Annotated in this window: 24 protein-coding genes; 20 read left to right on the top strand and 4 right to left on the bottom strand. The window is 41.8% G+C overall.

Annotated elements, in window-relative coordinates; all coding sequences use genetic code 11:
• The first annotated feature begins 83 nt into the window (after window positions 1–83).
• From ACX0HA_RS01310 to ACX0HA_RS01295, 4 genes are all read left to right on the top strand, one after another.
• The gene (locus ACX0HA_RS01310; protein WP_458843461.1) at window positions 84–1,082 is read left to right on the top strand and encodes a hypothetical protein; all 999 of its coding nucleotides are present in this window, start codon (window positions 84–86) and stop codon (window positions 1,080–1,082) included.
• A 315-nt stretch (window positions 1,083–1,397) separates the two neighbouring features.
• Window positions 1,398–3,899 carry a TonB-dependent siderophore receptor gene (locus ACX0HA_RS01305; protein ID WP_458843460.1) on the top strand — a complete coding sequence of 834 codons (2,502 nt, stop codon included), beginning with the start codon at window positions 1,398–1,400 and terminating at the stop codon, window positions 3,897–3,899.
• 48 nt (window positions 3,900–3,947) lie between these two features.
• Window positions 3,948–4,685, top strand: coding sequence for a DUF4198 domain-containing protein (locus ACX0HA_RS01300; protein WP_458843459.1), 738 nt, complete (start codon window positions 3,948–3,950; stop codon window positions 4,683–4,685).
• 8 nt (window positions 4,686–4,693) lie between these two features.
• A complete protein-coding gene (locus ACX0HA_RS01295; protein ID WP_458843458.1) occupies window positions 4,694–5,881 on the top strand; it encodes a PepSY-associated TM helix domain-containing protein in 1,188 nt (395 codons plus the stop codon).
• A gap of 78 nt (window positions 5,882–5,959) precedes the next feature.
• Here ACX0HA_RS01295 and ACX0HA_RS01290 read toward each other — a convergent pair whose 3' ends face one another.
• The 4 genes from ACX0HA_RS01290 to ACX0HA_RS01275 all read right to left on the bottom strand — a co-directional run bounded on the left by ACX0HA_RS01290 (window position 5,960) and on the right by ACX0HA_RS01275 (window position 9,170).
• Window positions 5,960–6,304, bottom strand: a complete 345-nt coding sequence (locus ACX0HA_RS01290) for a toxin-antitoxin system YwqK family antitoxin (protein ID WP_458843457.1) — start codon at window positions 6,302–6,304, stop codon at window positions 5,960–5,962.
• 334 nt (window positions 6,305–6,638) lie between these two features.
• Entirely contained in the window at window positions 6,639–7,619 is a 981-nt protein-coding gene (locus tag ACX0HA_RS01285) for a TlpA family protein disulfide reductase (RefSeq protein WP_458843456.1), read from the bottom strand.
• Window positions 7,620–7,693: 74 nt separating this feature from the next.
• Window positions 7,694–8,680: a TlpA family protein disulfide reductase gene (locus ACX0HA_RS01280; RefSeq protein WP_458843455.1), complete on the bottom strand. Its 987-nt coding sequence runs from the start codon at window positions 8,678–8,680 to the stop codon at window positions 7,694–7,696.
• A 43-nt stretch (window positions 8,681–8,723) separates the two neighbouring features.
• On the bottom strand, window positions 8,724–9,170 hold the full coding sequence (locus ACX0HA_RS01275; protein ID WP_458843454.1) for a hypothetical protein: 447 nt from the start codon (window positions 9,168–9,170) through the stop codon (window positions 8,724–8,726).
• 155 nt (window positions 9,171–9,325) lie between these two features.
• Between ACX0HA_RS01275 and ACX0HA_RS01270 the strand changes: the two genes are divergently transcribed.
• From ACX0HA_RS01270 to nuoK, 16 genes are all read left to right on the top strand, one after another.
• Window positions 9,326–9,868: a hypothetical protein gene (locus ACX0HA_RS01270; protein ID WP_458843453.1), complete on the top strand. Its 543-nt coding sequence runs from the start codon at window positions 9,326–9,328 to the stop codon at window positions 9,866–9,868.
• A gap of 74 nt (window positions 9,869–9,942) precedes the next feature.
• Window positions 9,943–11,697, top strand: coding sequence for an aspartate--tRNA ligase (gene aspS, locus ACX0HA_RS01265; protein WP_458843452.1), 1,755 nt, complete (start codon window positions 9,943–9,945; stop codon window positions 11,695–11,697).
• Between the two features lie 101 nt (window positions 11,698–11,798).
• Window positions 11,799–12,461, top strand: a complete 663-nt coding sequence (locus tag ACX0HA_RS01260) for a porin family protein (protein WP_458843451.1) — start codon at window positions 11,799–11,801, stop codon at window positions 12,459–12,461.
• A gap of 90 nt (window positions 12,462–12,551) precedes the next feature.
• The gene (locus ACX0HA_RS01255) at window positions 12,552–13,754 is read left to right on the top strand and encodes a carboxypeptidase-like regulatory domain-containing protein (RefSeq protein WP_458843450.1); all 1,203 of its coding nucleotides are present in this window, start codon (window positions 12,552–12,554) and stop codon (window positions 13,752–13,754) included.
• A gap of 130 nt (window positions 13,755–13,884) precedes the next feature.
• Window positions 13,885–14,079: a cold-shock protein gene (locus tag ACX0HA_RS01250; protein WP_458843449.1), complete on the top strand. Its 195-nt coding sequence runs from the start codon at window positions 13,885–13,887 to the stop codon at window positions 14,077–14,079.
• 291 nt (window positions 14,080–14,370) lie between these two features.
• Window positions 14,371–14,736, top strand: a complete 366-nt coding sequence (locus tag ACX0HA_RS01245) for an NADH-quinone oxidoreductase subunit A (protein WP_458843448.1) — start codon at window positions 14,371–14,373, stop codon at window positions 14,734–14,736.
• 62 nt (window positions 14,737–14,798) lie between these two features.
• The gene (locus ACX0HA_RS01240) at window positions 14,799–15,350 is read left to right on the top strand and encodes an NADH-quinone oxidoreductase subunit B (RefSeq protein ID WP_458843447.1); all 552 of its coding nucleotides are present in this window, start codon (window positions 14,799–14,801) and stop codon (window positions 15,348–15,350) included.
• 7 nt (window positions 15,351–15,357) lie between these two features.
• Entirely contained in the window at window positions 15,358–15,879 is a 522-nt protein-coding gene (locus ACX0HA_RS01235) for an NADH-quinone oxidoreductase subunit C (protein WP_458843446.1), read from the top strand.
• 34 nt (window positions 15,880–15,913) lie between these two features.
• The gene (locus ACX0HA_RS01230) at window positions 15,914–17,149 is read left to right on the top strand and encodes an NADH-quinone oxidoreductase subunit D (RefSeq protein WP_458843445.1); all 1,236 of its coding nucleotides are present in this window, start codon (window positions 15,914–15,916) and stop codon (window positions 17,147–17,149) included.
• Between the two features lie 4 nt (window positions 17,150–17,153).
• Window positions 17,154–17,678 (top strand): NADH-quinone oxidoreductase subunit NuoE family protein, encoded by a 525-nt coding sequence (locus ACX0HA_RS01225; RefSeq protein WP_458843444.1) that lies wholly within the window; start codon window positions 17,154–17,156, stop codon window positions 17,676–17,678.
• Window positions 17,679–17,703: 25 nt separating this feature from the next.
• Window positions 17,704–19,071: an NADH-quinone oxidoreductase subunit NuoF gene (nuoF, locus tag ACX0HA_RS01220; protein ID WP_458843443.1), complete on the top strand. Its 1,368-nt coding sequence runs from the start codon at window positions 17,704–17,706 to the stop codon at window positions 19,069–19,071.
• Between the two features lie 64 nt (window positions 19,072–19,135).
• Window positions 19,136–20,179 carry a 2Fe-2S iron-sulfur cluster-binding protein gene (locus ACX0HA_RS01215; protein WP_458843442.1) on the top strand — a complete coding sequence of 348 codons (1,044 nt, stop codon included), beginning with the start codon at window positions 19,136–19,138 and terminating at the stop codon, window positions 20,177–20,179.
• A gap of 2 nt (window positions 20,180–20,181) precedes the next feature.
• Window positions 20,182–21,222: an NADH-quinone oxidoreductase subunit NuoH gene (gene nuoH, locus ACX0HA_RS01210; RefSeq protein ID WP_458843441.1), complete on the top strand. Its 1,041-nt coding sequence runs from the start codon at window positions 20,182–20,184 to the stop codon at window positions 21,220–21,222.
• A 41-nt stretch (window positions 21,223–21,263) separates the two neighbouring features.
• Entirely contained in the window at window positions 21,264–21,809 is a 546-nt protein-coding gene (locus ACX0HA_RS01205; protein ID WP_458843440.1) for a NuoI/complex I 23 kDa subunit family protein, read from the top strand.
• A 1-nt stretch (window position 21,810) separates the two neighbouring features.
• Window positions 21,811–22,317 carry an NADH-quinone oxidoreductase subunit J family protein gene (locus ACX0HA_RS01200; RefSeq protein WP_458843439.1) on the top strand — a complete coding sequence of 169 codons (507 nt, stop codon included), beginning with the start codon at window positions 21,811–21,813 and terminating at the stop codon, window positions 22,315–22,317.
• Window position 22,318: 1 nt separating this feature from the next.
• Complete coding sequence (nuoK, locus tag ACX0HA_RS01195; RefSeq protein WP_458843438.1) at window positions 22,319–22,639, top strand: NADH-quinone oxidoreductase subunit NuoK; 321 nt, start codon at window positions 22,319–22,321, stop codon at window positions 22,637–22,639.
• The last annotated feature ends 5 nt before the right edge of the window (window positions 22,640–22,644 follow it).

Below are 22,644 nucleotides of genomic sequence, written 5' to 3'. Positions count from 1 at the left end.
GCACAGGGCTTTTTTTATTTTAAAAAATCTAAAGTCCATATCAATTATAAAAAAACGTACTTTCCCATCAGCAATTAGCAGATATGAAAAAGCAGATCATTATTGTTGTTACCCTTGTATTCATTGCACTATTTAGCCTTCAGGGATGCTCAGGAAAGCAGCAGTTCGTTAAAAATATAAAACTTACTCATGCCGATTCGATAAAAATAAAGGCCGATTCGCTGTTACGCATTTCAAAGCCAATTATGGGGTATCGTTTTAAAATCACAGGCGATTTTGACGGCGACCATAAAACGGACATACTGCAAGAACGTTACACCGACTCTTTATACAAAAATGAAGCGGCCAAATATTACACAAGTAATGATACCCTGTTTGAGTACACTGATGTTTCGTTCCTGAACTTTTATTTCAATAACCGGTCTTTTCTTGAGTGGAAGGAAAAGAAACTAAAACTTCCGGGTGGGCATCTTGGTTTTCATTACATTGAAAACTGTGGAGATATAAATGACGACGGTAAGGACGAAATTATAGTGGTGCAACAATGGGATGATTTTTCCAATATGAATACTGCATACGTTTACACTTTTACTAATGATGAATGGGAAGAAATATATACCATCCCGGTATGGGAATGGCAATTTCCGCCAACGCCTTCCGGCAGTATGATGCCCGGAATGTTCGGGAATTTTGAGTATGGAGTTACAGAAGATGAAAATGATAATGCAGCACTGGAAGAACAATTAAAAGCTTACAAGTTCATGAATTATTATCCGGACAGATCGGTTGAGTATACTGGCCGAAATGCAATGGGTATTTATGATGACGATGCCGCACTACAGGAACTGGAAAAGATTGGCGACAGAAACTATATAAAAAAACACTTTAAAAGTGCAGTGCTTAGCGACTCGCTGTACTTTAGCCCTGTTAAAAATCCTTCTGTTTACTATCAGGCATCCAAAGGCGCTACATTACAGGACACTACCTCTATTCTTTTACCGTTAGACGACAGTGCCAGTAGTGTAACCACCCGTATTTTTATACATCATCCGCAGTCTCCTTTTAAAGCAAAATTAAAATAGTGCCTTTCTATAGTATTACTAATTTACATGAATTAAAATCCTGCATACTACCCCCCCACAACTGCCTGAACGCTTTTTTTACAATTTTATCTGAAATTGTTAGAAAATTACTACCATCAAAAAGGTCATTTACCTGAATTAAATCGTGTAAATAAGACTAAAAACTTCATTATCTTAAAAAATAATCAAAAAATAATGGGTATGTCTTATTTTTAACGCCCTAATTATCTTTATTTAGAATAATTAAAAATAATATTGTGTAATTGATCATTGGCTATTACTTTTGCAGCACCAAAACAAAATAACCATCATAATATGAACACAATTACATTCAAAAGAGTTTTATCATGCCTAATGCTCTTTGTGTCTATCGCTATGGTAGCACAGGAACGTGGTAAAATAAACGGTACTGTTACTTTAAGCGGTAACACTCCGGCCGAGAATATCTCTGTAGCTCTTAAGGGAACAGTATATTCAGCAGTAACTGGCCAGTCAGGCCAGTATGAGATTAAAAATGTTAAGCCGGGCACCTATACGCTACGTGTTTCTGCAGTAGGTATTACCTCTATGGAAAACACTGTTACCGTTGCTGCCGGAGAAACAGTAACAAAAGATTTTGCCCTTGCCGAAAGCCAGCAACAGCTTGACGAAGTGGTAATAGACGGAAACAGCAATAAATTTTCGCGCAAGCAAAGCGACATCGTTGCTAAAATGCCGCTGAAAGACATTGAGAATCCGCAGGTTTACAACACTATTACATCTGAGGTATTAAAACAGCAGGTGGTTACCAACTTTGACGACGCACTTAAAAATGCACCGGGCTTAGACAAACTATGGGAATCTACAGGACGTGGTACTGATGGTGCAGGTTATTTCTCTTTGAGAGGATTTGCCGTTCAGCCAACAATGATCAACGGTGTACCGGGACTTACTAACGGCAGCCCTGACCCTGCTAACATTGAAAGGATTGATGTTATCAAAGGCCCATCTGGAACACTATTCGGAAGCAGTGTTATCTCTTACGGTGGTCTTATTAACGTAACTACAAAAAGGCCTTATGACACTTTTGGAGGAAATGTATCATACACAGGTGGCAGCTATGGACTTAACAGGACTACGCTAGACATCAACACTCCGTTAAACAAAGAGAATGGTGTTAACCTTAGGCTTAATGCAGCTTACCATACCGAAGGCAGCTTCCAGGATGCAGGATTCAGAGAATCTTTCTTCGTTGCCCCTTCCCTAACTTACAAAGCATCTGACAGATTATCATTCTTAGTGAATGCTGAATTCTATAACGGAAAAAGCACTAACCCTACCATGCTTTTCCTTGACAGAGGCAACCCGCTTCTTGTACATAACATGGACGAGCTTAAGTATGACAACCGTCGCTCTTATACAAGCAACGACCTTTACATGGAGACCCCAACCTTTAACTTTCAGGGTGTAGCGTCATATAAAATTAACGACAACTGGACTTCTCAGTCTATCCTTTCAAGAACATCGGCTAAATCATCAGGTTATTACTCATACCTGTATGAAGCTACACAATCTACCACTACGCTACCTGACCAAACAGTTATAAAAAACTTTGCAGGGCTTGAGAGCGGAATCGTGCTTGCACGTTACCTTAACAAACAGAACTCTGAGACTTACGGAACTGACATACAGCAGAACTTCATAGGTGAATTTAATCTGGGAACTATCAAGAACAAATTTGTTGGTGGTTTGGATTACTTCACGAGGACTATTGTTGACAACGGAAGCGGCTACGGCATGAACGGATTGGTATACATAGGAGATGCAAGCCTTCAAAATGTAAACGAGTCAGTATTTAAAATTACAAACCCTGATTTTTATATTACTGACGGTGACAGCGGTATCCTTACGCAAGCTGCAACTGATGCAGTTCTTGCAGGAGCAGATGTATCGCCAACAAGAGCAAAACAGGAAATATTCAGTGCTTATGCATCAGATGTTGCCTACCTTACATCAAGCCTTTCTGTTATGGCCAGCCTTAGGATTGACCACTTTAAGAACGACAATGGAAACCAGACAACGCTTTCACCTAAATTTGGTGCAGTTTACCAGATATTACCGGAGCAGCTTTCAGTTTTCGCTAACTACATGAATGGTTTTGTGAATACAGATCCTACAACAAACTTCTCAGCATCTGCCGCTCCAAAAGCTGTTACATTTGACCCTGAGCATGCCAACCAGTTTGAGTTTGGTACTAAGGTCAATCTTTTCAACGATAAGCTTACAGGATCAGTTAGCTATTACAACACTGAAGTGAGTAATATGGTTTACACGCTATATGGACCAACAGCCGATAATCCTGATAACATCCAGACAAGCGTTCAAGGTGGTGAGCAAAGAAACAAAGGTGTAGAGGTAAGCCTTACAGCTAACCCGATAGAGGGACTTAACATACTTGCAGGTTATAGCTATAACGAGTCAAAATTAACAGCAGGAGATCCTGATTTCGTAGGCAGAAGGCCCGAAAGTGCAGGACCACAGATTATGGCTAACCTTTGGGCAAGCTATAGGTTTAACCAGGGCATTCTAAACGGTTTTGGTTTAGGCTTTGGTGGAAACACTGCAGGAAAAAACAAAATTTTCAGCAGGAATCTTGGAGGTACATTTGTACTACCTGAATATACAGTGCTTAACGCATCGGTTTTCTACAACATAGATGCATTTGCAATAACACTGAAAGTAGACAACCTTACCAACGAGGAGTACTACAAAGGATGGTCGACCATCAACCCGCAAAAACCAAGAGTATTTGCAGCCAACTTAACATACAATTTCTAAAATCACATAAAAGCATCTTCCTTCGGGAAGATGCTTTACTTTTGTACCATGAAAAAATCTATTCTATTATTACTGTTCCTTTTTGTAACGGCAAACAGCTTTGCACACTTCATGTGGGTTGAAACAAGCCCTACAGGCAAGATCAACAAAAAACAGGAAGTCAGGGTTTACTTTGGAGAATACACTTATGGAGAAGTGGAAAATGCCGGTGAAGAAGCGTTTAATAAAGTAAAGGCTTTTGAGGTTTGGATAATAAGCCCAACAGGCGAAAAGACCAAACTGGAGATAACTCCTGCCATCAGGTTTTATGCAGGTTCTTTTGAGCCAAAAACCAATGGGACTTATACCGTTGTACTAAACAACAATAACATTGACGTTATAGATTATACACAATACAACTTTGGCATCTTTAAAACGCACTACCATGCTACCACCAAGGTAGAAGTAGGCGGAACCGCAACCGAAACAGCCGCCGTTAATCCTGACGGGCTTACAATAGTAGATATTACCAAAAAAGTACATGCCGAGAACGGCAAGGCTACTTTCAAAGTATTGTACAAAGCCCAGCCAATAAAAGATCAGGAAGTAACGGTATTTATAACCGACCAGTGGTCTAAAAAAGTACTTACCGACAAAGACGGCATCATTACCTTTAGCCTGCCATGGGGTGTAAAATACATCATGGAAGCCACTAAAAAAGAAGAGGTTCCCGGCAAGTTTAATGGTAAAGAGTACCAGTTCATCTGGCATTGTGCAACCTATTGCATTCCGGCAGTTAAAAACTAATAAAGCCGATGGCAAAGACAAATACCAAAAAGAAAAAGACTTTTAAGCAGTGGGTAGGTAAAGCGCATTTATGGCTTGGACTTGCTTCCGGGCTTGTTGTGCTGTTCCTGTCAATAACAGGCTGTATTTTTGTTTTCAGCCAGGAAATAAGCGACTGGCAGCGTGAAGATGCGCTTTATGTACCCGAGGTAAAGTCAACCCGTTTACCGGTAAGCGCTGTTTGGAATGAAACGTATAAGGCAATTGGCGATACAATCACGTTTAACGACATGCACGTTTACAAAGACCCGAAAAGGTCGGTTGAGTTTCATTGCTATAAAGCCGCAGAGAATGCTGAAGATCGTTTTTGGTATTTTGACTCCATAGACTATTACTACAATGTATATGTAGACCCATATACAGGAAAGATACTGGCAATTTATGATCAGGAGAAAGACTTTTTCAATATCGTGAAAATGCTTCACTGGAGCCTGCTTATCAATCACCCCATAGGCCAGCAGATCATTGGATGGTCAACGTTCATCTTTGTGATCATGCTTATCACGGGCATCATCTTATGGTGGCCAAAGAACAAAGCGGCACGCAAGCAGCGCTTTTGGTTCCAGTGGAAAGACACTACCAAATGGAGAAGGAAAAACTACGACCTGCATAACATATTTGGCTTTTACATTGCTTCAGTAGCCATCATCATTGCTTTTACCGGAATGGTTTGGGCATTTACCTGGTTCCAGGCCATAGTATATGTAGCAGGATCACAAAGCATAACCCCTCCCGAGCAGGTAGTTAAAACATCTACCATCAGCGATGGTAACAGGGATGCAGCGCTTGACAAAGCCTATGAGATCACTAAAGCTAAATATAAGGATGCCGATGCCCTTAGCCTTGGCAAACCGGCCGATACTGCAAAGACAGCCGTTATCGATGCCTATGTACAGCAATATCCCGGAAAATATTATGTGTACCATCAGCTGCAGTTTGACCAGTACACAGGCAAACTACTTTATACAAAGAACCATAGCGAAAGGAACTTTGGCGAAAAACTGATTACGGCAAACTACGACATTCATGTGGGTGCCATCCTGGGCATACCGGGCAAGATCATTGCTTTTATAGCGAGTTTTGTATGTATGCTTTTGCCTATATCGGGCTTCCTGATATGGCACGGGCGCACCTTCAAGAAAAAGAACAAGGCATAATTACCCTCTGAATACATAGCATTAAAAAAGGCTGTAAGATAGTATCTTACAGCCTTTTCCAAATAAACAGGTTACTGCTTATTTAACTACCACAGCTTCTTTAGACCACTTTTTAACTTCAGCAATCCTGCTGTTGTTGTAATCTACTTCATTAAGAACCGCTCCGGTCCAGAAAAACCATTTTCCAGTTTTCATACCGTTTGCATATTCTCCAATAGATTGTTTAGTACCATCTTCATTATAAGAGGCCCAGTTTCCGTGAAGTTTTCCGTCTTTGTAAGTGCCTTCTTGTTTGATATTACCATTTTCGTAATAATAAACAGCCTTTACTATATTGTTCTCTACAGAGTATTCGTGATCTTTGTTTTGGGCAGATAACACACCTGCTGATAGCAGTAATCCGGCAAATAATATCTTTTTCATATCAGTTCTTGTGTTTTAGGGTTATTGATAAATCATTATCTCTATTACAAATCTATTAAATATAATTTACATAAAAGACACATTTACATAACAATTTGGTAACACAACTGAAAACTTAACATTGGAAAAACAAAAAAACATCGAAAACATCTTATTTTATTAGCTTTAGCACAGATACCTAAAAACTAGAGTTTTATAAAAAATCAAGATTTTTTCATTGATCAAAAGACTTTTTTCTGTTAAAAACAAAAAAACCATCTGCCATAGCAGATGGTTTGGTAACATTTAGTTAACGTTAAAGATACATTAAGTTAACTTTTGTCTACTATTTATCTTATTTAAGCAGTGTGTCAAGCTGTGCCTGAAGTGCCGGGTCTGATGGCCTTTTTGCATCAGCATCAATTACTTTACCATCAGGGCCTATCAGTATAAATCTCGGTATCGAGTTAATTCCGTAAGCCTGAATAAAATCAGAACTCCAGTCCTTATCCGCAAAAAGCTGTATTCCTCCAAGTGATTTGTCCGTAACCATCTTTTGCCATTTATCATGGTCTTTTGCCTTATCAACAGAAACACTTACGAACTCGATCTTTTTACCGTGGTATTTTTTTTCTATGGTTTGAAGGAAAGGTATTTCCTGACGGCAAGGCCCGCACCATGTTGCCCATACATCTATGTACACATACTTTCCTTTAAGTTCACTCAGGCTGGTAGTCCCTCCCTTAAAATTCTCATACGTAAACAGTGGCGATGGCTGCCCTTTTAGCTTTTGTGCCTTGGCTGCCTGTTCTGCCATCATCATAAGGTTCTCGCGATCGCCTTCCAGTTCCTTTATCATGTTGGAGCTAAAAACAGCATCAAGCGCAGGGTCTTTAAGGCTTTGCTCCGATTTAGCTATGTAATCATCAATCAGTTTCTTTGGGTCTGTTTTATCACTAACGATAATCTTCTCAACCAGTACCTCGTTTGCCAGTGCCGATTTAGCCAGATAGTTATTTTCTTTCTCTCCTTTACCTTTATACACTATGCTTTCATCAAACATCTTGGCATCCATGGTAAGGCTAAGGTCAAATCCATTCTTCAGGAACAATGTAGTAGTCTCGGCACCGTCGAACAACTGATAGAATCCGGTCTCTGCTGCAAAAGCACCTTTAAAATCACCTTTTTTATTGGCTTTCAGTACTTTTTTAAAAGTCCTGTTTTGAATAACCAGCGAGTCGCTGTTTCTATTTTGTATTTGAGCGGCAAACTTAACTTCTGTCTGTGCATAGGTCCCGGTTACAGCTAAAAGTAATAAAAGAGCAATTTTTTTCATTGTATTTAATCGGTATTTATGATGTTACAAAAAAAGCTTCATTGTAAAGTAATGAAGCTTTTTTGTATGGATATTTATTTAAGTAAAGAATCAAGTTGAGCCTGAAGAGCAGGATCAGATGGTCGTTTTGCGTCAGCATCTACAATTTTCCCGTCAGGGCCTATCAGTATGAATCTTGGTATTGAATTGATACCATAAGCGGTAACGAAAGCCGAACTCCAGTCTTTATCGGCAAACAGCTGAGTACCTCCAAGAGCCTGGTCGGTTACCATTTTTTTCCATTTTTCATGGTCAGCAGCCTTATCTACAGAGATGCTTACGAACTCAATCTTTTTGCCGTGGTATTTCTCTTCAACCTGCTTAAGGAAAGGAATCTCTTTACGGCAAGGGCCGCACCATGTAGCCCAAACATCTACATATACATATTTGCCTTTAAACGATTCAAGTGAAGTAGTACCACCTTTAGCATTCTCATAGTTAAAAGTAGCCGAAGGCTGACCCTTCATGCCTTCAGATTTAGCCAATTGCTGCTCCATCTGTGCCATTTGCTGGCGTTGGGCACCTATTTGCTGTCCTAAAGTAGTACGGAAGTTTTCATCAAGAGCCGGATCTTTAAGAGCCACGTCCAGTTTCCCCATCATTTCGTTGATAAGCTTGAACTGCCCGGCCTGATCGGTCACCTTTTCAAGCTTTGTACCAAGAATCTGGTTGTCTACAGCCATTTTAGCAAGGAAATTGTTTTCTTTCTCTCCCTTACCTTTATAGTTAAGTGTCTCGTCAAACTTTTTACCGTCAACATTCATGGTAAGGTCAAATCCATTCTTCAGGTAAAGCGACGTTTGCTCTGTACCGTCAGAAAACTGGTAAAAACCTGTTTCGGCAGCAAATGTGTCGCTAAAGTTCCCTTTAGCATCTGCTTTGATCACCTTATTAAGCTTCTGGCTTCTAATAACCAGCGAGTCGCTGTTGCGGTTTTGTATTTTAGCAGTAAACTTTACCTGCTCCGTTTGCGCATATGCCCCTGCAAAAGCAAACAGGAACAGCAATGCTATTTTTTTCATAGTTATTGATTTTATTTTCGTAAAAATAAACTTTATTCCAACACTATAAGAGAAGCTTTTTTAATTTTTTATCTAATGTCCCGGAGTAAGGTTGTTCCATAGTATCCAGAATTGCACCATCCGGTGCTATGATCATTGCTTGCGGCATTGAAAATAATCGATAGTTCAGCATCAATGTCTCGCTCACATTGTCATCTGCGCTGAGACAATCAATCTTATTGTGGTGTACCGTTATCCTTCGGAGTGCCGGGCTATCCCCCGGGTAATTGATGCATAATGCCATAAAAACAAACTTTATATTCTTGCCTTCGTAAAAACCATAGTAATGCCATGCCGAAATTTCCGACACTAGTTCCATGCTGTTATTTATGGTATAAGGAGATATAAAAATTACGCAAAGCAATTTGCCCTGATAATCTTTCAGGCTTTTAGAACCCCCTCTTAAGTTATTGTACTCAAATGACAAAAGAGTATTTGCTGTCTTTTCCAAAATATACACTCTTAGTTTCTGTAAAAATATTCTTTAGCCTTCTTCTATACATCCGTACTTTTACCTGTTTTGCATCTGTTTAAAAAAACGGGCTTATCGCATTGTCCTATGCTTTTTATGCTTAAATTGCTTATACAAAACTTAAATCAGCCGTTATGAGCCGGTCATTACTCTTATTATTGTTATCAGTCAGTTTGTTTATATCATGTGAGCAAACCACAACCACTGCCCATGTAGGCAACAGGTATACGCTTGAGCTGCCGGATCATTTCCACAGGACAGGCGACATTAATAAAGATGCATCGGTGCAATATGAAAATCACGTTAAGAACATATTCGTAATAGGTATCGATGAGACCAAAGATGTTGTTACTGCAGATATTGCCCAAAAAAAGCTTAGCGAAAAATACCCTACTACCTTAGAAGGTTACTCACAGCTTATTGTTGATGGCATGGAAACTTCTATCGCCAAAAAACAACTGCCCCCTTTTGAGGAAACCAAGATAGGCGGACTCAAAGCACGTGTCATTTCGTTTGAAGGCGTATCATCAGGCAATCGTGTTTACTGGAAAATAGCATTCATTGAAGGCACCAACAGATTCTACCAAATCATGGTATGGACCGATGCCGAAAACAGGAGCAGCTACGAAAAAGAAATGGCAGGAATCATCAACTCATTCAAACAGACAGGCGGATAATAAAAAGTTAGTATCATCTTTTTGTACTTTGTAAACATTAGTTGCTAAATTTGCACTTCAAAATTTATCAAGTAATGTATAGAAGCCATAATAATGGAGAGCTTAACGCTTCACATATCAACCAGGAAGTAACATTAGCCGGATGGGTACAAAAATCACGTAACAAGGGTTTCCTTATATGGGTAGACCTTAGGGATCGTTATGGTATCACCCAGCTTATATTTGACGAGGCACGCACCCAAAAAGATGTTTTTGAGAAAGCAGCCACACTGGGCAGGGAATTTGTTATCCAGGTTAAAGGTACCGTTATAGAGCGTGAATCTAAAAATGCTGCTATGGCTACCGGAGATATCGAGATCCTGGTAAATGAGCTTACTATACTTAATACTGCCATCACCCCTCCTTTCACTATTGAAGATGAGACCGACGGTGGTGAAGACATCCGTATGAAATACCGTTACCTGGACATCCGCCGTAACCCGGTTAAGGAAAGCCTTCTTTTCCGCCATAAAGTGGCAATGGAAGTAAGAAACTACCTTTCTAACCAGGGCTTTATCGAGGTGGAAACTCCGGTACTTATAAAATCTACTCCTGAAGGTGCGCGTGACTTTGTTGTACCATCAAGGATGAATCCGGGGCAGTTCTATGCCCTGCCGCAATCGCCACAAACATTCAAACAGCTGCTTATGGTGGGCGGTATGGATAAATATTTCCAGATCGTAAAATGTTTCCGTGACGAAGACCTTCGTGCTGACCGCCAGCCGGAGTTCACGCAGATTGACTGTGAAATGGCTTTCGTAGAGCAGGAAGACATCATTGGCGTATTCGAAGGGCTTGCCAGCCACCTGCTAAAACAGGTTAAAGGCATTGACACCGGAAAATTCCCGAGAATGACCTATGCAGATGCCATGAAAAAATATGGTAACGACAAACCGGATATCCGTTTCGGGATGGAGTTTGGAGAACTTAACGAAGTAGCACAGCATAAAGACTTTGCCGTATTCAACAGCTCTGAGCTTGTGGTAGGTATTGCCGTTCCGGGTGCTGCATCTTATACACGTAAAGAAATAGACGGACTTATCGAGTGGGTAAAACGCCCTCAGGTAGGTGCCAGCGGCATGGTATATGCCAAATATGAGGCTGATGGTTCTATAAAATCATCGGTAGATAAATTCTACGACCAGGAAGACCTTAAAAAATGGGCCGAGATTACAGGCGCACAACCGGGTGACCTTATACTAGTACTTAGCGGCGATGCCCACAAAACACGTACACGCCTTAGTGCGCTGCGTATGGAGCTGGCAACACGCCTTGGATTGAGAAACCCTGAGGTATTCGCGCCATTATGGGTTGTAGACTTCCCACTATTGGAATGGGACGAGGATAGCGAGCGTTTCCACGCGATGCACCACCCGTTCACATCGCCTAAGCCGGAAGATATCGCATTGCTTGAAACTAATCCGGGAGCTGTACGCGCTAATGCTTATGACCTTGTACTTAACGGTAACGAGATAGGCGGAGGTTCGATCAGGATACACGATAAAGCGACTCAGGCATTAATGTTCAAATATCTTGGCTTTACCGAAGAACAGGCAAAAGCACAGTTTGGCTTCCTTATGGATGCATTCCAGTTTGGTGCGCCACCACACGGTGGACTTGCTTTTGGTTTTGACAGGCTTGTTGCGATCCTTGGAGGTCAGGAAACTATCCGTGACTTTATCGCGTTCCCTAAAAATAATTCAGGCCGTGATGTAATGATTGATGCACCATCGACCATAGATGATGCACAGCTTACTGAATTAAGCATTAAATTAAATGTAGCGCAATAAGCGTTCAACATAGGACCATAAAAAAAAGCGGGCATCATCTGATGCCCGCTTTTTTTATTAAACCTTTTCTTATTTTTGCGCCACTTAACCAAAAACATCCGATGAAAAAACTACACCTGCTACTAGTACTCGCCTTACCACTATTATCCTCAGCTCAGGAAGAAATAAAATACGGTATCACCATTGGCCCGACGATGTCAGACATCAGGGGCGACGGTTATGCCTCCGGCTTTAATTACGGATTGGGTTACCTGGTTGGCGCATCGGTAGAAATGCCGCTGAACCAACGATTCTCCTTTTGCACCGGAGTCAATTACGAAAGAAAAAATGCTTCCCACAAAACAAGCTTCAGCTATACCGAAACAATAGTTGGTCCGGATGGGACAGCTGTTGACTACACCATGAAAGGAAACGGTAAGATTACGACCTCTCTCGACTACGTTGTTGTTCCGGTAAACCTGAAATACTATCTTGACATCTGGGAAAACTATTATGTGACAGGAGGCGGATTTATAGGCTATGCTTTTAACGATACTTACAAGATGGAAGGCAATAAGCCCATGGAGGGATATGAACAGGATTATGAAGCATTCGACTATGGCATCAACCTTGGTTTTGGCGCAAAATTTAAGCTGACAAGGACCCAGAATATCAATGTTGAGATCAGGGATAATTTTGGCCTGGCAAACATCACAGCCATTGACTCAGACAAGATTTCTACCAACAGTATTAACCTGTTAGTGAACTGGCAGTTTACCCTGTAATTGGAATAAAATACAGCCCCGCGATTGCGGGGCTTTTTTATGTAACGAAATTCGTATCTTTTCGTCATATACTAAACCAAAACCACATTTATGAAAAAATTTACCCTCCTGCTCCTACTGCTTCCCTTTATGGCATTGGCACAAACCATTACCATAACCGGCACACTTAAAGACGCCACAACCAATGAGCCGGTAGAAATGGCAAGCATCGGTACACTGGAGTCTAACATATCGGTAATCTCAAATGAAACCGGCGATTTCAGGATTACAGTGCCATCTGCTACCAAGAGTATCTACTTTAGTCACCTTAGCTACAAAGCCGCATCACTGGCCCTTAGCGGAAAAGACGAAACCGTTACCTTAAAACTGGAACAGAACCAGATATTACTGGAAGAAACCGTAATTACCAATAAGCCCATAAAAGAAATACTTAAGGAGGCGGTAAGCGCATCTAAAAAACGACTTGAGAAATCTCTGGTACTCAATACCTATTACAGGGAGTTTGCAAAAGTAAACAGCCATTACCTGAAATTTGCCGACGGATTGCTTGACTACAATGTAAAACGCAAGAGCGGCGCCGCCGACCTCTATGTACAGCAAAGCCGTGCAAAGCAACTTGTAGACAACAATACCCAAATCTTTAAAAAGATGAAAAATGGCGACACCGAAAGCAATACCGATATTGTAGGCGCCATGAACATTTATGATGTAAAAGAAGCTGTTGCCGATGCCTCAAACTTTAAGATAGTCAACAAGCTTCTGGATGCGGACAATTACAACTACGAACTTAAGCTAAGGAAGAACAGCGATGGCAAAGACATTGAGATCATTAAAGTGATACCAAAACCCGAAGTACATGAAATACTGTATGAAGGGCAGGTCGTTTATGAAGCGGACACCAAACTTATCCTTGAGATTGATGTGAGGACTGCTGAATCGCATAAACAATATGCCGACCTGATCAATGTATTATTCTTTAAGTTCAAATTACTCAACTTAGGGAAGAAGGTGGTATTTAAAAACACCAATAACAAATACATCCTGTCGTACAGCCAGAACAGGCTGAGTGTTTATGTAACCAACAAAAACAAGTTTGACGACACCTTCGATTTTATGAGCGATGTGGTGACCATAGATTACAAAGAGGGTGAATTTGAGTTTGACAAAAACAAACGCTACAAGAAAAAAGACCTGTTTTCGGCTGGCAATAACTTTACCACAGAGTACTGGAAAACAAGCAATATGTTATTATTGACAGCCGGCGAAGAAAATGTATTAAAATCTTTCGAATAAGGATTTCGTCAAACAAATAGCACAAACATTAACTTAAACATTTGTTTAAATCAATTATTTTAACGTTTTACTTTGTAATGTCATAATAAAGTTTATCTTTGAGGTCATTATTAATTTTTTTATTACAAAAATGCGAACAGGCAAAGTAAAATTTTTTATTGAATCCAAAGGTTATGGATTCATAACTGATGACGAAACAGGAAAAGACATTTTCGTACATGCTTCCGGTCTAAATGCAGAAAACCTGCGTGAAGGCGACAAAGTAAGCTATGTGGAAGAAGAAGGAAAAAAAGGTAGGGTAGCAGCTCAGGTAGCATCGCTCTAAGCTAATATATATCACAAATCACCTTCCAATCATCACCGCCCTCTCCCGAGGGCGGTTTTTGTTGAATATTTCACAGCAGTATGTATTTTTTTAGCTTTTTTTTTAAGAATTTGTTAACAGGCAAAAAATTAAAATATCAATTCCGCACTCCGTGTTAAAATTAAAGCAATTCCATTTTTATTTAGAACCAATAAAAATTAAGCTTTTATTCTTTTTCTATCAAAAAAACGTTGAGTTTGTTCAGCTGTGACGTGTATATTTGTGAATTGTTTTATAAATTAAACACATAATATGCAGACAAATCAGGCGGATTATTTCCCAATTTTAATGCAAACGCTTCTCGCAGTTGGTTTTGTGGCAGGTACAATTTTCGTATCGAGCAAGCTGGGGCCTAAAAGGCATTCGGTAAACAAAGACAAAAACTTTGAGTGCGGTATAGAGTCAGTAGGTAACGCACGTATACCATTCTCGGTAAAATACTTCCTTGTTGCCATCCTGTTCGTACTTTTCGATGTTGAAGTAATATTCATGTATCCATGGGCGGTAAACTTCCGCGATATGGGGGTTGAAGGCTTAATAAAAATGGGAATCTTTATGCTTCTTCTTGTAGTAGGCTTCTTCTACGTGATGAAGAAAAAAGGTTTGGAGTGGGAATAAATGAAGGAGGAAACAGGTATGGCTTCAAAACCATTGCCTGATAATCAAAAATTAAAATTACAATGAGCAAGTCATCAAACATAAAAATGGTTGAAGCACCTGAAGGATTTTCGGGAGAAGGCTTTTTTGCAACAAAACTTGATACCGTTGTAGGTATGGCACGTGCCAACTCTATGTGGCCACTGCCTTTTGCAACCTCATGCTGCGGTATCGAATTCATGGCTACCATGGCATCACACTATGACGTGGCACGTTTCGGATCGGAGCGCATGAGCTTCTCTCCGCGCCAGGCCGATATGCTGTTGGTAATGGGAACCATCGCTAAAAAGATGGCGCCTATCTTACGCCAGGTATACGAGCAAATGGCTGAACCACGCTGGGTTATCGCAGTTGGGGCATGTGCTTCTTCAGGCGGTATATTCGACACTTATTCTGTACTTCAGGGTATTGACAAGGTAATTCCGGTAGACGTTTACGTTCCGGGCTGCCCTCCAAGACCGGAGCAGATACTTGACGGCATCATGACGCTTCAGGATATCGTAAGGAATGAATCAGTACGCAGAAGAAGTTCAGACGAATACAAAGAACTACTAGCTTCTTATAATATTTCATAAGTTACCAATGGCTTTAGAAACAACAGTAATACAGGATAAGCTTACCGAAAAATTCGGAGACAAAGTCAACGGCTTTATCCAGATCAAAGATATTTTCACTTTTGAAGTGGCATCAGATTCACTGTCTGAAGTTATGGGCTTTTTAAAGAATGACCCGCTGCTTCGTTTCAACTTCCTTACCGATGTTTGCGGCGTACATTACCCTGACAATGAATTGGACAGGCAGTTTGCTACGGTTTACCACATGCACAACTGGTATGATAACGTTAGGATTCGCTTCAAGTGTTTCCTTAACGGAGAAAACCCGGAAGTAGCATCGGCAACAGAGCATTTTCTTGGTGCAAACTGGCAGGAGCGTGAAACGTATGATTTCTTCGGGATCATATTCAACGGGCACCCACAGCTGAAAAGGATCCTGAACATGGATGAGATGGTATCTTTCCCGATGCGTAAGGAATTCCCGATGGAAGACGGAGGAAGAACTGATAAAGACGACCGATTCTTCGGCCGTACGCAGGACAACTGTTAATTAATAAAGAACAAGGAATAAATTTTTATATAAAATGTCAGACCTGTTATTACCACCGGAGCATCGCTATGCCAAGATGATCGAACAGAAGCAGAATGAAGACGGCAGCGAGCTTTCAATACTAAACCTTGGGCCTACACACCCTGCAACCCACGGTATTTTCCAGAACATCCTGCTTATGGATGGTGAGAGGATACTTGATGGCGAAAGTACCGTAGGCTACATTCACCGTGCATTTGAAAAAATTGCCGAGAACAGGCCATTTTATCAGGTGACCCCGCTTACCGACAGGATGAACTACTGCTCTGCCCCTATCAACAATATGGGCTGGTGGATGACACTGGAGAAAGCACTGGATATCGAGGTGCCAAAAAGGGTTCAGTACCTAAGGGTAATTATCATGGAGCTGGCACGTATTGCCGACCACATCATCTGTAACTCGGTTCTTGGTGTAGATACCGGAGCACTTACAGGTTTCCTTTACGTATTCCAGTACAGGGAAAAAATATACGAAATTTATGAAGAGATATGCGGTGCCCGCCTTACCACTAACATGGGAAGGATTGGCGGTTTCGAAAGAGACTGGAGCCCGGAAGCCTTCAAAAAAATAAATACATTCTTAGAGGAGTTCCCTGCAATATGGACAGAATTTGAGAGCCTGCTTACCCGTAACAGGATCTTTATGGACCGTACCATCGATGTAGGCCCTATCTCTGCCGAAAAAGCAATGAGCTATGGCTTTACAGGCCCTAACCTTCGTGCTGCCGGTATAGATTATGACGTTCGCGTTATGCAGCCGTACAGCTCTTACGAAGACTTTGAATTCAACGTTCCTGTTGGAAAATCAGGTGATACTTACGACCGTTTCTGCGTGCGTAATGCAGAGGTTTGGGAAAGTTTGAGCATCATCAAACAGGCATTGGAAAAACTGCCGGAAGGTCCTTTCCACGCTAATGTTCCTGATTACTATCTTCCGCCAAAAGAAGATGTGTATACCAACATGGAAGCACTTATTTACCACTTTAAAATTGTAATGGGCGAAGTTCCTGTACCTAAGACCGAAGTATACCATCCGGTAGAAGGCGGTAACGGAGAGCTTGGCTTTTACCTAATAACTGATGGAAGCCGTACTGCTTACAGGCTACACTTCCGCAGGCCTTGCTTTATTTACTATCAGGCCTTTAACGACATGGTAAAAGGACAAATGCTGTCTGATGCCATTGCAACATTATCAAGCCTCAATGTTATTGCAGGCGAACTAGACGCTTAAGATTATGAAAATTTCACACGCAAAACAGGATATAAACATTACCCCTGAACTTCAGGCCAGGATTGATGAGCTGATAAGCCACTACCCTGCTGACAAAAGGAAATCGGCATTGCTACCCGTGCTTCACGAAGTACAGGATGCGCACGACAACTGGCTGAGCATTGAGCTTCAGGACAGGGTTGCCGAAATTCTTGACATCAAGCCTATCGAGGTGTATGAGGTAGTATCATTCTATACCATGTACAACCAGCAGCCTATCGGCAAGTACATGTTTGAGTTCTGCAGGACTTCTTGCTGTGCCATTCGCGGAGCAGAGAACCTGATGGACTACACCTGCAACAAACTGGGCATTAAAGAAGGCGAAACCACTCCTGACGGTATGTTTACCATAGTAGGCGTTGAGTGCCTTGGTGCCTGCGGTTATGCACCTATGCTTCAGCTGGGTGATTATTACAAAGAGAACCTGACAATGGAGAAAGTTGACACTCTTATTGATGAGTGCCGAAACGGACAGGTTAATTTACACTAATTAGAGACCATTACACCAAGTAACGATGGGACAGAAAATATTATTAGAGCACGCAAACGTACCGGGGATAAAAACCTATGAAGTGTACCGCCAGCATGGTGGGTACCGCTCTGTAGAGAAAGCTATCAAAAGCATGACTCCGGACGAAGTGGTAGAAGAAGTAAAGACTTCAGGACTTAGAGGCCGTGGAGGGGCAGGTTTCCCTACCGGTATGAAATGGAGTTTTATAGATAAAAAATCAGGCAAGCCAAGGCATTTGGTTTGTAACGCCGATGAGTCGGAGCCGGGAACGTTCAAAGACCGTTACCTGATGGAGTACATTCCTCACCTTTTGATCGAGGGTATGATCACTTCGAGCTACGCACTTGGGGCTAACCTATCCTACATCTACATCCGTGGTGAATATATGTGGGTTTACCGCATATTGGAGAAAGCCATTAAAGAAGCTTACGCTGCCGGATGGTTAGGTAAAAACATTTTAGGTTCTGGTTTCGACCTTGACCTTCACGTACACTGTGGTGCGGGAGCCTACATCTGTGGTGAAGAGACTGCGCTTATCGAGTCGCTTGAAGGCAAAAGAGGTAACCCGAGGATCAAGCCGCCATTCCCTGCTGTAAGCGGACTATGGGCTAACCCTACTGTGGTAAACAACGTAGAGTCTATCGCTGTTGTGCCATGGATCGTAAACAATTCAGGAGAAGATTATGCTAAAATAGGTATAGGACGCTCTACAGGAACAAAACTGATATCAGCTTCAGGGCACATCAAAAACCCGGGAGTATACGAAATAGAATTAGGCCTTAGCGTTGATGAGTTCATGAACTCTGACGAATACTTAGGCGGAATGATGGACAGCAGGCCATTAAAGGCATTGGTTCCCGGAGGTTCTTCGGTGCCTATCCTTCCTGCACACTTAATTTACAAAAACGCTGAAGGCGGCGACCGTTTAATGTCATACGAATCACTTTCTGAAGGTGGTTTTGCAACAGGGTCAATGCTTGGTTCAGGTGGTTTCATCGTGTACAACGACACTACATGTATCGTAAGGAACACCTGGAACTTCTCACGCTTTTACCACCACGAAAGCTGCGGACAGTGTTCGCCTTGCCGTGAAGGTACGGGATGGATGGAAAAAGTACTGCACCGTATCGAGAATGGTCATGGCCGTGAAGAAGATATCGAGCTGCTTTGGGATATTCAGCGCAAGATTGAAGGAAACACGATCTGCCCTCTTGGCGATGCAGCAGCATGGCCGGTGGCAGCAGCTATACGCCACTTTAGGGACGAGTTTGAATACCACGTTCGTTTCCCGGAAAAAATTAAGAACAGAGACCACTTTGTAGCAGAACCTTTTGATCAGGTAAAGCATTTAGTGGCAAAACAAGAAGTATAAGTTACAAAGCTGCAAAGTTGCAAAGCCGAAATGTTTTCAACTACAGCATCCAAAGAATATACAAATGAAAGTAACAATAGACGGACAGGAAATAGATGTAGAACCGGGGACCACCATCCTGCAGGCTGCACGTATGATAGGCGGCGAATCCGTACCGCCGGCAATGTGCTACTATTCTAAACTTAAAGGAAGCGGTGGTAAATGCCGTTGCTGCCTTGTAGAGGTTTCTAAAGGTAGCGAAGCCGACCCACGCCCTATGCCAAAACTAATGGCATCGTGCGTAACGGGTGTTATGGACGGTATGGAAGTAAAAAGCATCTCTTCTGAAAGGGTGGTTGATGCCCGTAAATCGGTTACCGAATTCCTATTGATAAACCACCCGCTGGATTGCCCTGTGTGTGACCAGGCCGGTGAGTGTGACCTGCAGAACCTTAGCTTTAAGAACGGTTCTTCTAAAACACGCTTTATCGAGGAGAAACGTACGTTTGAACCTGAGAACATAGGCAACAACATACAGCTTCACATGAACCGTTGCATCCTTTGCTACCGTTGTGTGATGACTGCTGACCAGCTTACCGATAACCGTGTGCATGGTGTACTGAACCGTGGTGACCATTCACAAATATCTACTGCTATCTCTAAAGCTATCGATAACGAATTCTCAGGAAATATGATCGACGTGTGCCCTGTAGGAGCACTTACTGATAAGACGTTCCGATTCAAGCAAAGGGTATGGTTCAACAAACCATACAACGCGCACAGGGATTGCGATAAATGTTGCGGTAAGACTACGCTTTGGATGTTTGGAGAAGAGATACAAAGGGTTACTGCCCGTAAAGATGTATACCACGAAGTGGAAGAGTTCATCTGTAACGAGTGCCGTTTTGACCACAAAGAAACTAAAGACTGGGTTATTGAAGGACCAAGGAAATTCGAGAAAGATTCTGTTATCAACCAGAATAACTATACAAGGAAACTTGACACAGTTACTATCGAGACAGAAAAGCATATCCTTTTAGGGCGCGAAGAAGACAGGAAGAAAATCAGTATGCCTGCCATTCCGCTTAAAAAAGACGAAGTTAAGGTATTTAAAGAAGGAAATATATAACTATGGATCAGGCAATAATTATAGAAAAAGGTATTTTCATCATAGCGATTTTCGCGATCACCATGCTTTTTGCCATGTATGAAACACTTGCCGAGCGTAAGATCGCTGCCTGGCTTCAGGACCGTATAGGTCCTAACCGTGCCGGTAAAGGCGGTATCCTTCAACCATTGGCCGACGGACTTAAACTTTTCTCTAAAGAAGAGTTTATGCCAAATACCCCAAACAAATTCCTTTTCATAGTAGGCCCTGCCATATCTATGAGTACTGCGCTTATGACAAGTGCCGTAATTCCGTGGGGTGACAGGCTGCATATCTTTGGACGTGATGTTATCCTTCAGGCTACTGATATTGACGTTGCCATGCTTTACGTATTTGGCGTATTGTCAGTAGGTGTATATGGCATCATGATCGGCGGATGGGCTTCTAACAACAAATTCTCACTGATGAGCGCCATGCGTGCTTCGTCACAAATGATATCCTATGAGGTTGCAATGGGCCTTGCGCTTATTGCCCTTATCATGATGACCGAATCATTAAGCTTACGCGAAATGGCTGCCGGACAGCACGGAATGAACTGGAACGTATTCTACCAGCCGGTAGGTTTCCTTATCTTCCTTGTATGTTCATTTGCAGAGACCAACCGTACGCCGTTTGACCTTGCCGAATGTGAGGCTGAGCTTATCGGTGGTTACCATACCGAATATTCGTCAATGAGAATGGGCTTCTACCTGTTTGCTGAATATGCAAGTATGTTTATCTCTTCTACTATCCTTGCAGTGCTTTACTTTGGGGCTTATAACTACCCGGGTATGGACTGGATGGCAGAGAATGCAGGAGCTAACGTGGCTAACGTAATAGGAATATTTGTATTGTTCGGTAAAATATGTGCCTTCATATTCTTCTATATGTGGATACGCTGGACGATACCGAGGTTCCGTTATGACCAATTGATGAAACTGGGATGGAAAATGCTTATTCCGCTTGCCATCGCAAACATCATCATCACCGGAATAGTAATATTACTGGCTGACGGCAAACTTTAATTAAGTACGAAAAAACGCCTTCGGGCAAAAAGAAATACAAAATGTCAATAGAAACCATATCATTATCGGGAAGGAAGAAGGAGGTATCTAACAAAAAGATGACTTTTTGGGAGAGCCTTTACCTTGTAGCGATCGCAAAAGGTTTATGGATAACCATTGGGCACTTATTTACCCGTAAAGTAACCATTAAATACCCGGAAGAAACCAGGGAGCTTAGCCCCGTATACCGCGGTCAGCACATGCTGATGCGTGACGACGAAGGCCGTGAGCGCTGTACTGCCTGCGGACTGTGTGCCCTTTCATGCCCTGCCGAAGCTATCACCATGAAAGCCGACGAAAGGAAACCGGATGAAATGCACCTGTACAGGGAAGAGAAATATGCTTCTATCTATGAAATAAACATGCTTCGCTGCATTTTCTGCGGACTGTGTGAAGAGGCATGCCCAAAACAGGCTATCTACTTAACCAAATCGAGGGTTATGGTAAAATCGAACAGCAACAGGGAAGACTTTATCTTTGGTAAAGACAAACTGGTTATGCCGCTTGATATGGCTATTAATAACACTAAACCACAAATGGCGAACTAAGATGCTTCTAACTATATTCTATATCCTATCGGCCATTACATTAGCGACTGCGTTTTTGACTATCCTTAGCAAAAACCCTATACACAGTGCTATTTACCTTGTATTATGTTTCTTCTCTATTGCCGGGCATTACCTTATGTTCAATGCGCAGTTTCTGGCAATCGTGCATATTATCGTTTACTCAGGTGCCATCATGATCCTGATGCTCTTTACGATAATGCTTATGAACCTTAACAAGGAAGACGAAAAAAACAAATCTATGCTTACCCGGATCGCAGCAGCGGTATCGTTCTGCCTTGTGGCGTTCGTACTGTTGGCTACCTTCATAAAAGCACAGCCCGTTATAACCGAATATAAAGTATCAGGACAGGATTATCAGTCGATCAAAGTATTGGGACAGGTATTGCTTAATGATTACATGGTTCCGTTTGAGTTTGCATCGGTACTGCTTCTTGTATCTATGATTGGTGCGGTATTGCTATCTAAAAAAGAACACATCAACAACTAGTATGGAAAATATATTACAGCAAATAGGCATCGAAAACTACATATACCTTTCTACACTACTGTTTTGTGTTGGTATTTTTGGTGTGCTTTACAGACGAAATGCTATCGTAATGTTCATGTCAATAGAGATCATGCTTAATGCGGTTAACCTGTTATTGGTAGCTTTTTCTACCTACCACCAGGATGCTGCAGGACAGGTTTTCGTATTCTTCTCTATGGCCGTGGCCGCAGCAGAGGTTGCCGTAGGACTTGCTATACTTGTAGCAGTATACAGGAACCTGAACAACATTGACATTGATAATTTAAAGAACTTAAAAGGATAACGCCT

This window comes from Flavobacterium hauense, from assembly GCF_054457175.1.
This window is presented reverse-complemented; position numbering and strand designations above follow the sequence as displayed.

What these genes read in the sequence shown, in the direction of transcription:
- ACX0HA_RS01310 (WP_458843461.1), top strand. Translation starts at nt 84, where the DNA reads ATGAAAAAGCAGATCATTATTGTTGTTACCCTTGTATTCATTGCACTA.
- ACX0HA_RS01305 (WP_458843460.1), top strand. Translation starts at nt 1,398, where the DNA reads ATGAACACAATTACATTCAAAAGAGTTTTATCATGCCTAATGCTCTTT.
- ACX0HA_RS01300 (WP_458843459.1), top strand. Translation starts at nt 3,948, where the DNA reads ATGAAAAAATCTATTCTATTATTACTGTTCCTTTTTGTAACGGCAAAC.
- ACX0HA_RS01295 (WP_458843458.1), top strand. Translation starts at nt 4,694, where the DNA reads ATGGCAAAGACAAATACCAAAAAGAAAAAGACTTTTAAGCAGTGGGTA.
- ACX0HA_RS01290 (WP_458843457.1), bottom strand. Translation starts at nt 6,304, where the DNA reads ATGAAAAAGATATTATTTGCCGGATTACTGCTATCAGCAGGTGTGTTA.
- ACX0HA_RS01285 (WP_458843456.1), bottom strand. Translation starts at nt 7,619, where the DNA reads ATGAAAAAAATTGCTCTTTTATTACTTTTAGCTGTAACCGGGACCTAT.
- ACX0HA_RS01280 (WP_458843455.1), bottom strand. Translation starts at nt 8,680, where the DNA reads ATGAAAAAAATAGCATTGCTGTTCCTGTTTGCTTTTGCAGGGGCATAT.
- ACX0HA_RS01270 (WP_458843453.1), top strand. Translation starts at nt 9,326, where the DNA reads ATGAGCCGGTCATTACTCTTATTATTGTTATCAGTCAGTTTGTTTATA.
- aspS (WP_458843452.1), top strand. Translation starts at nt 9,943, where the DNA reads ATGTATAGAAGCCATAATAATGGAGAGCTTAACGCTTCACATATCAAC.
- ACX0HA_RS01260 (WP_458843451.1), top strand. Translation starts at nt 11,799, where the DNA reads ATGAAAAAACTACACCTGCTACTAGTACTCGCCTTACCACTATTATCC.
- ACX0HA_RS01255 (WP_458843450.1), top strand. Translation starts at nt 12,552, where the DNA reads ATGAAAAAATTTACCCTCCTGCTCCTACTGCTTCCCTTTATGGCATTG.
- ACX0HA_RS01250 (WP_458843449.1), top strand. Translation starts at nt 13,885, where the DNA reads ATGCGAACAGGCAAAGTAAAATTTTTTATTGAATCCAAAGGTTATGGA.
- ACX0HA_RS01245 (WP_458843448.1), top strand. Translation starts at nt 14,371, where the DNA reads ATGCAGACAAATCAGGCGGATTATTTCCCAATTTTAATGCAAACGCTT.
- ACX0HA_RS01240 (WP_458843447.1), top strand. Translation starts at nt 14,799, where the DNA reads ATGAGCAAGTCATCAAACATAAAAATGGTTGAAGCACCTGAAGGATTT.
- ACX0HA_RS01235 (WP_458843446.1), top strand. Translation starts at nt 15,358, where the DNA reads ATGGCTTTAGAAACAACAGTAATACAGGATAAGCTTACCGAAAAATTC.
- ACX0HA_RS01230 (WP_458843445.1), top strand. Translation starts at nt 15,914, where the DNA reads ATGTCAGACCTGTTATTACCACCGGAGCATCGCTATGCCAAGATGATC.
- ACX0HA_RS01225 (WP_458843444.1), top strand. Translation starts at nt 17,154, where the DNA reads ATGAAAATTTCACACGCAAAACAGGATATAAACATTACCCCTGAACTT.
- nuoF (WP_458843443.1), top strand. Translation starts at nt 17,704, where the DNA reads ATGGGACAGAAAATATTATTAGAGCACGCAAACGTACCGGGGATAAAA.
- ACX0HA_RS01215 (WP_458843442.1), top strand. Translation starts at nt 19,136, where the DNA reads ATGAAAGTAACAATAGACGGACAGGAAATAGATGTAGAACCGGGGACC.
- nuoH (WP_458843441.1), top strand. Translation starts at nt 20,182, where the DNA reads ATGGATCAGGCAATAATTATAGAAAAAGGTATTTTCATCATAGCGATT.
- ACX0HA_RS01205 (WP_458843440.1), top strand. Translation starts at nt 21,264, where the DNA reads ATGTCAATAGAAACCATATCATTATCGGGAAGGAAGAAGGAGGTATCT.
- ACX0HA_RS01200 (WP_458843439.1), top strand. Translation starts at nt 21,811, where the DNA reads ATGCTTCTAACTATATTCTATATCCTATCGGCCATTACATTAGCGACT.
- nuoK (WP_458843438.1), top strand. Translation starts at nt 22,319, where the DNA reads ATGGAAAATATATTACAGCAAATAGGCATCGAAAACTACATATACCTT.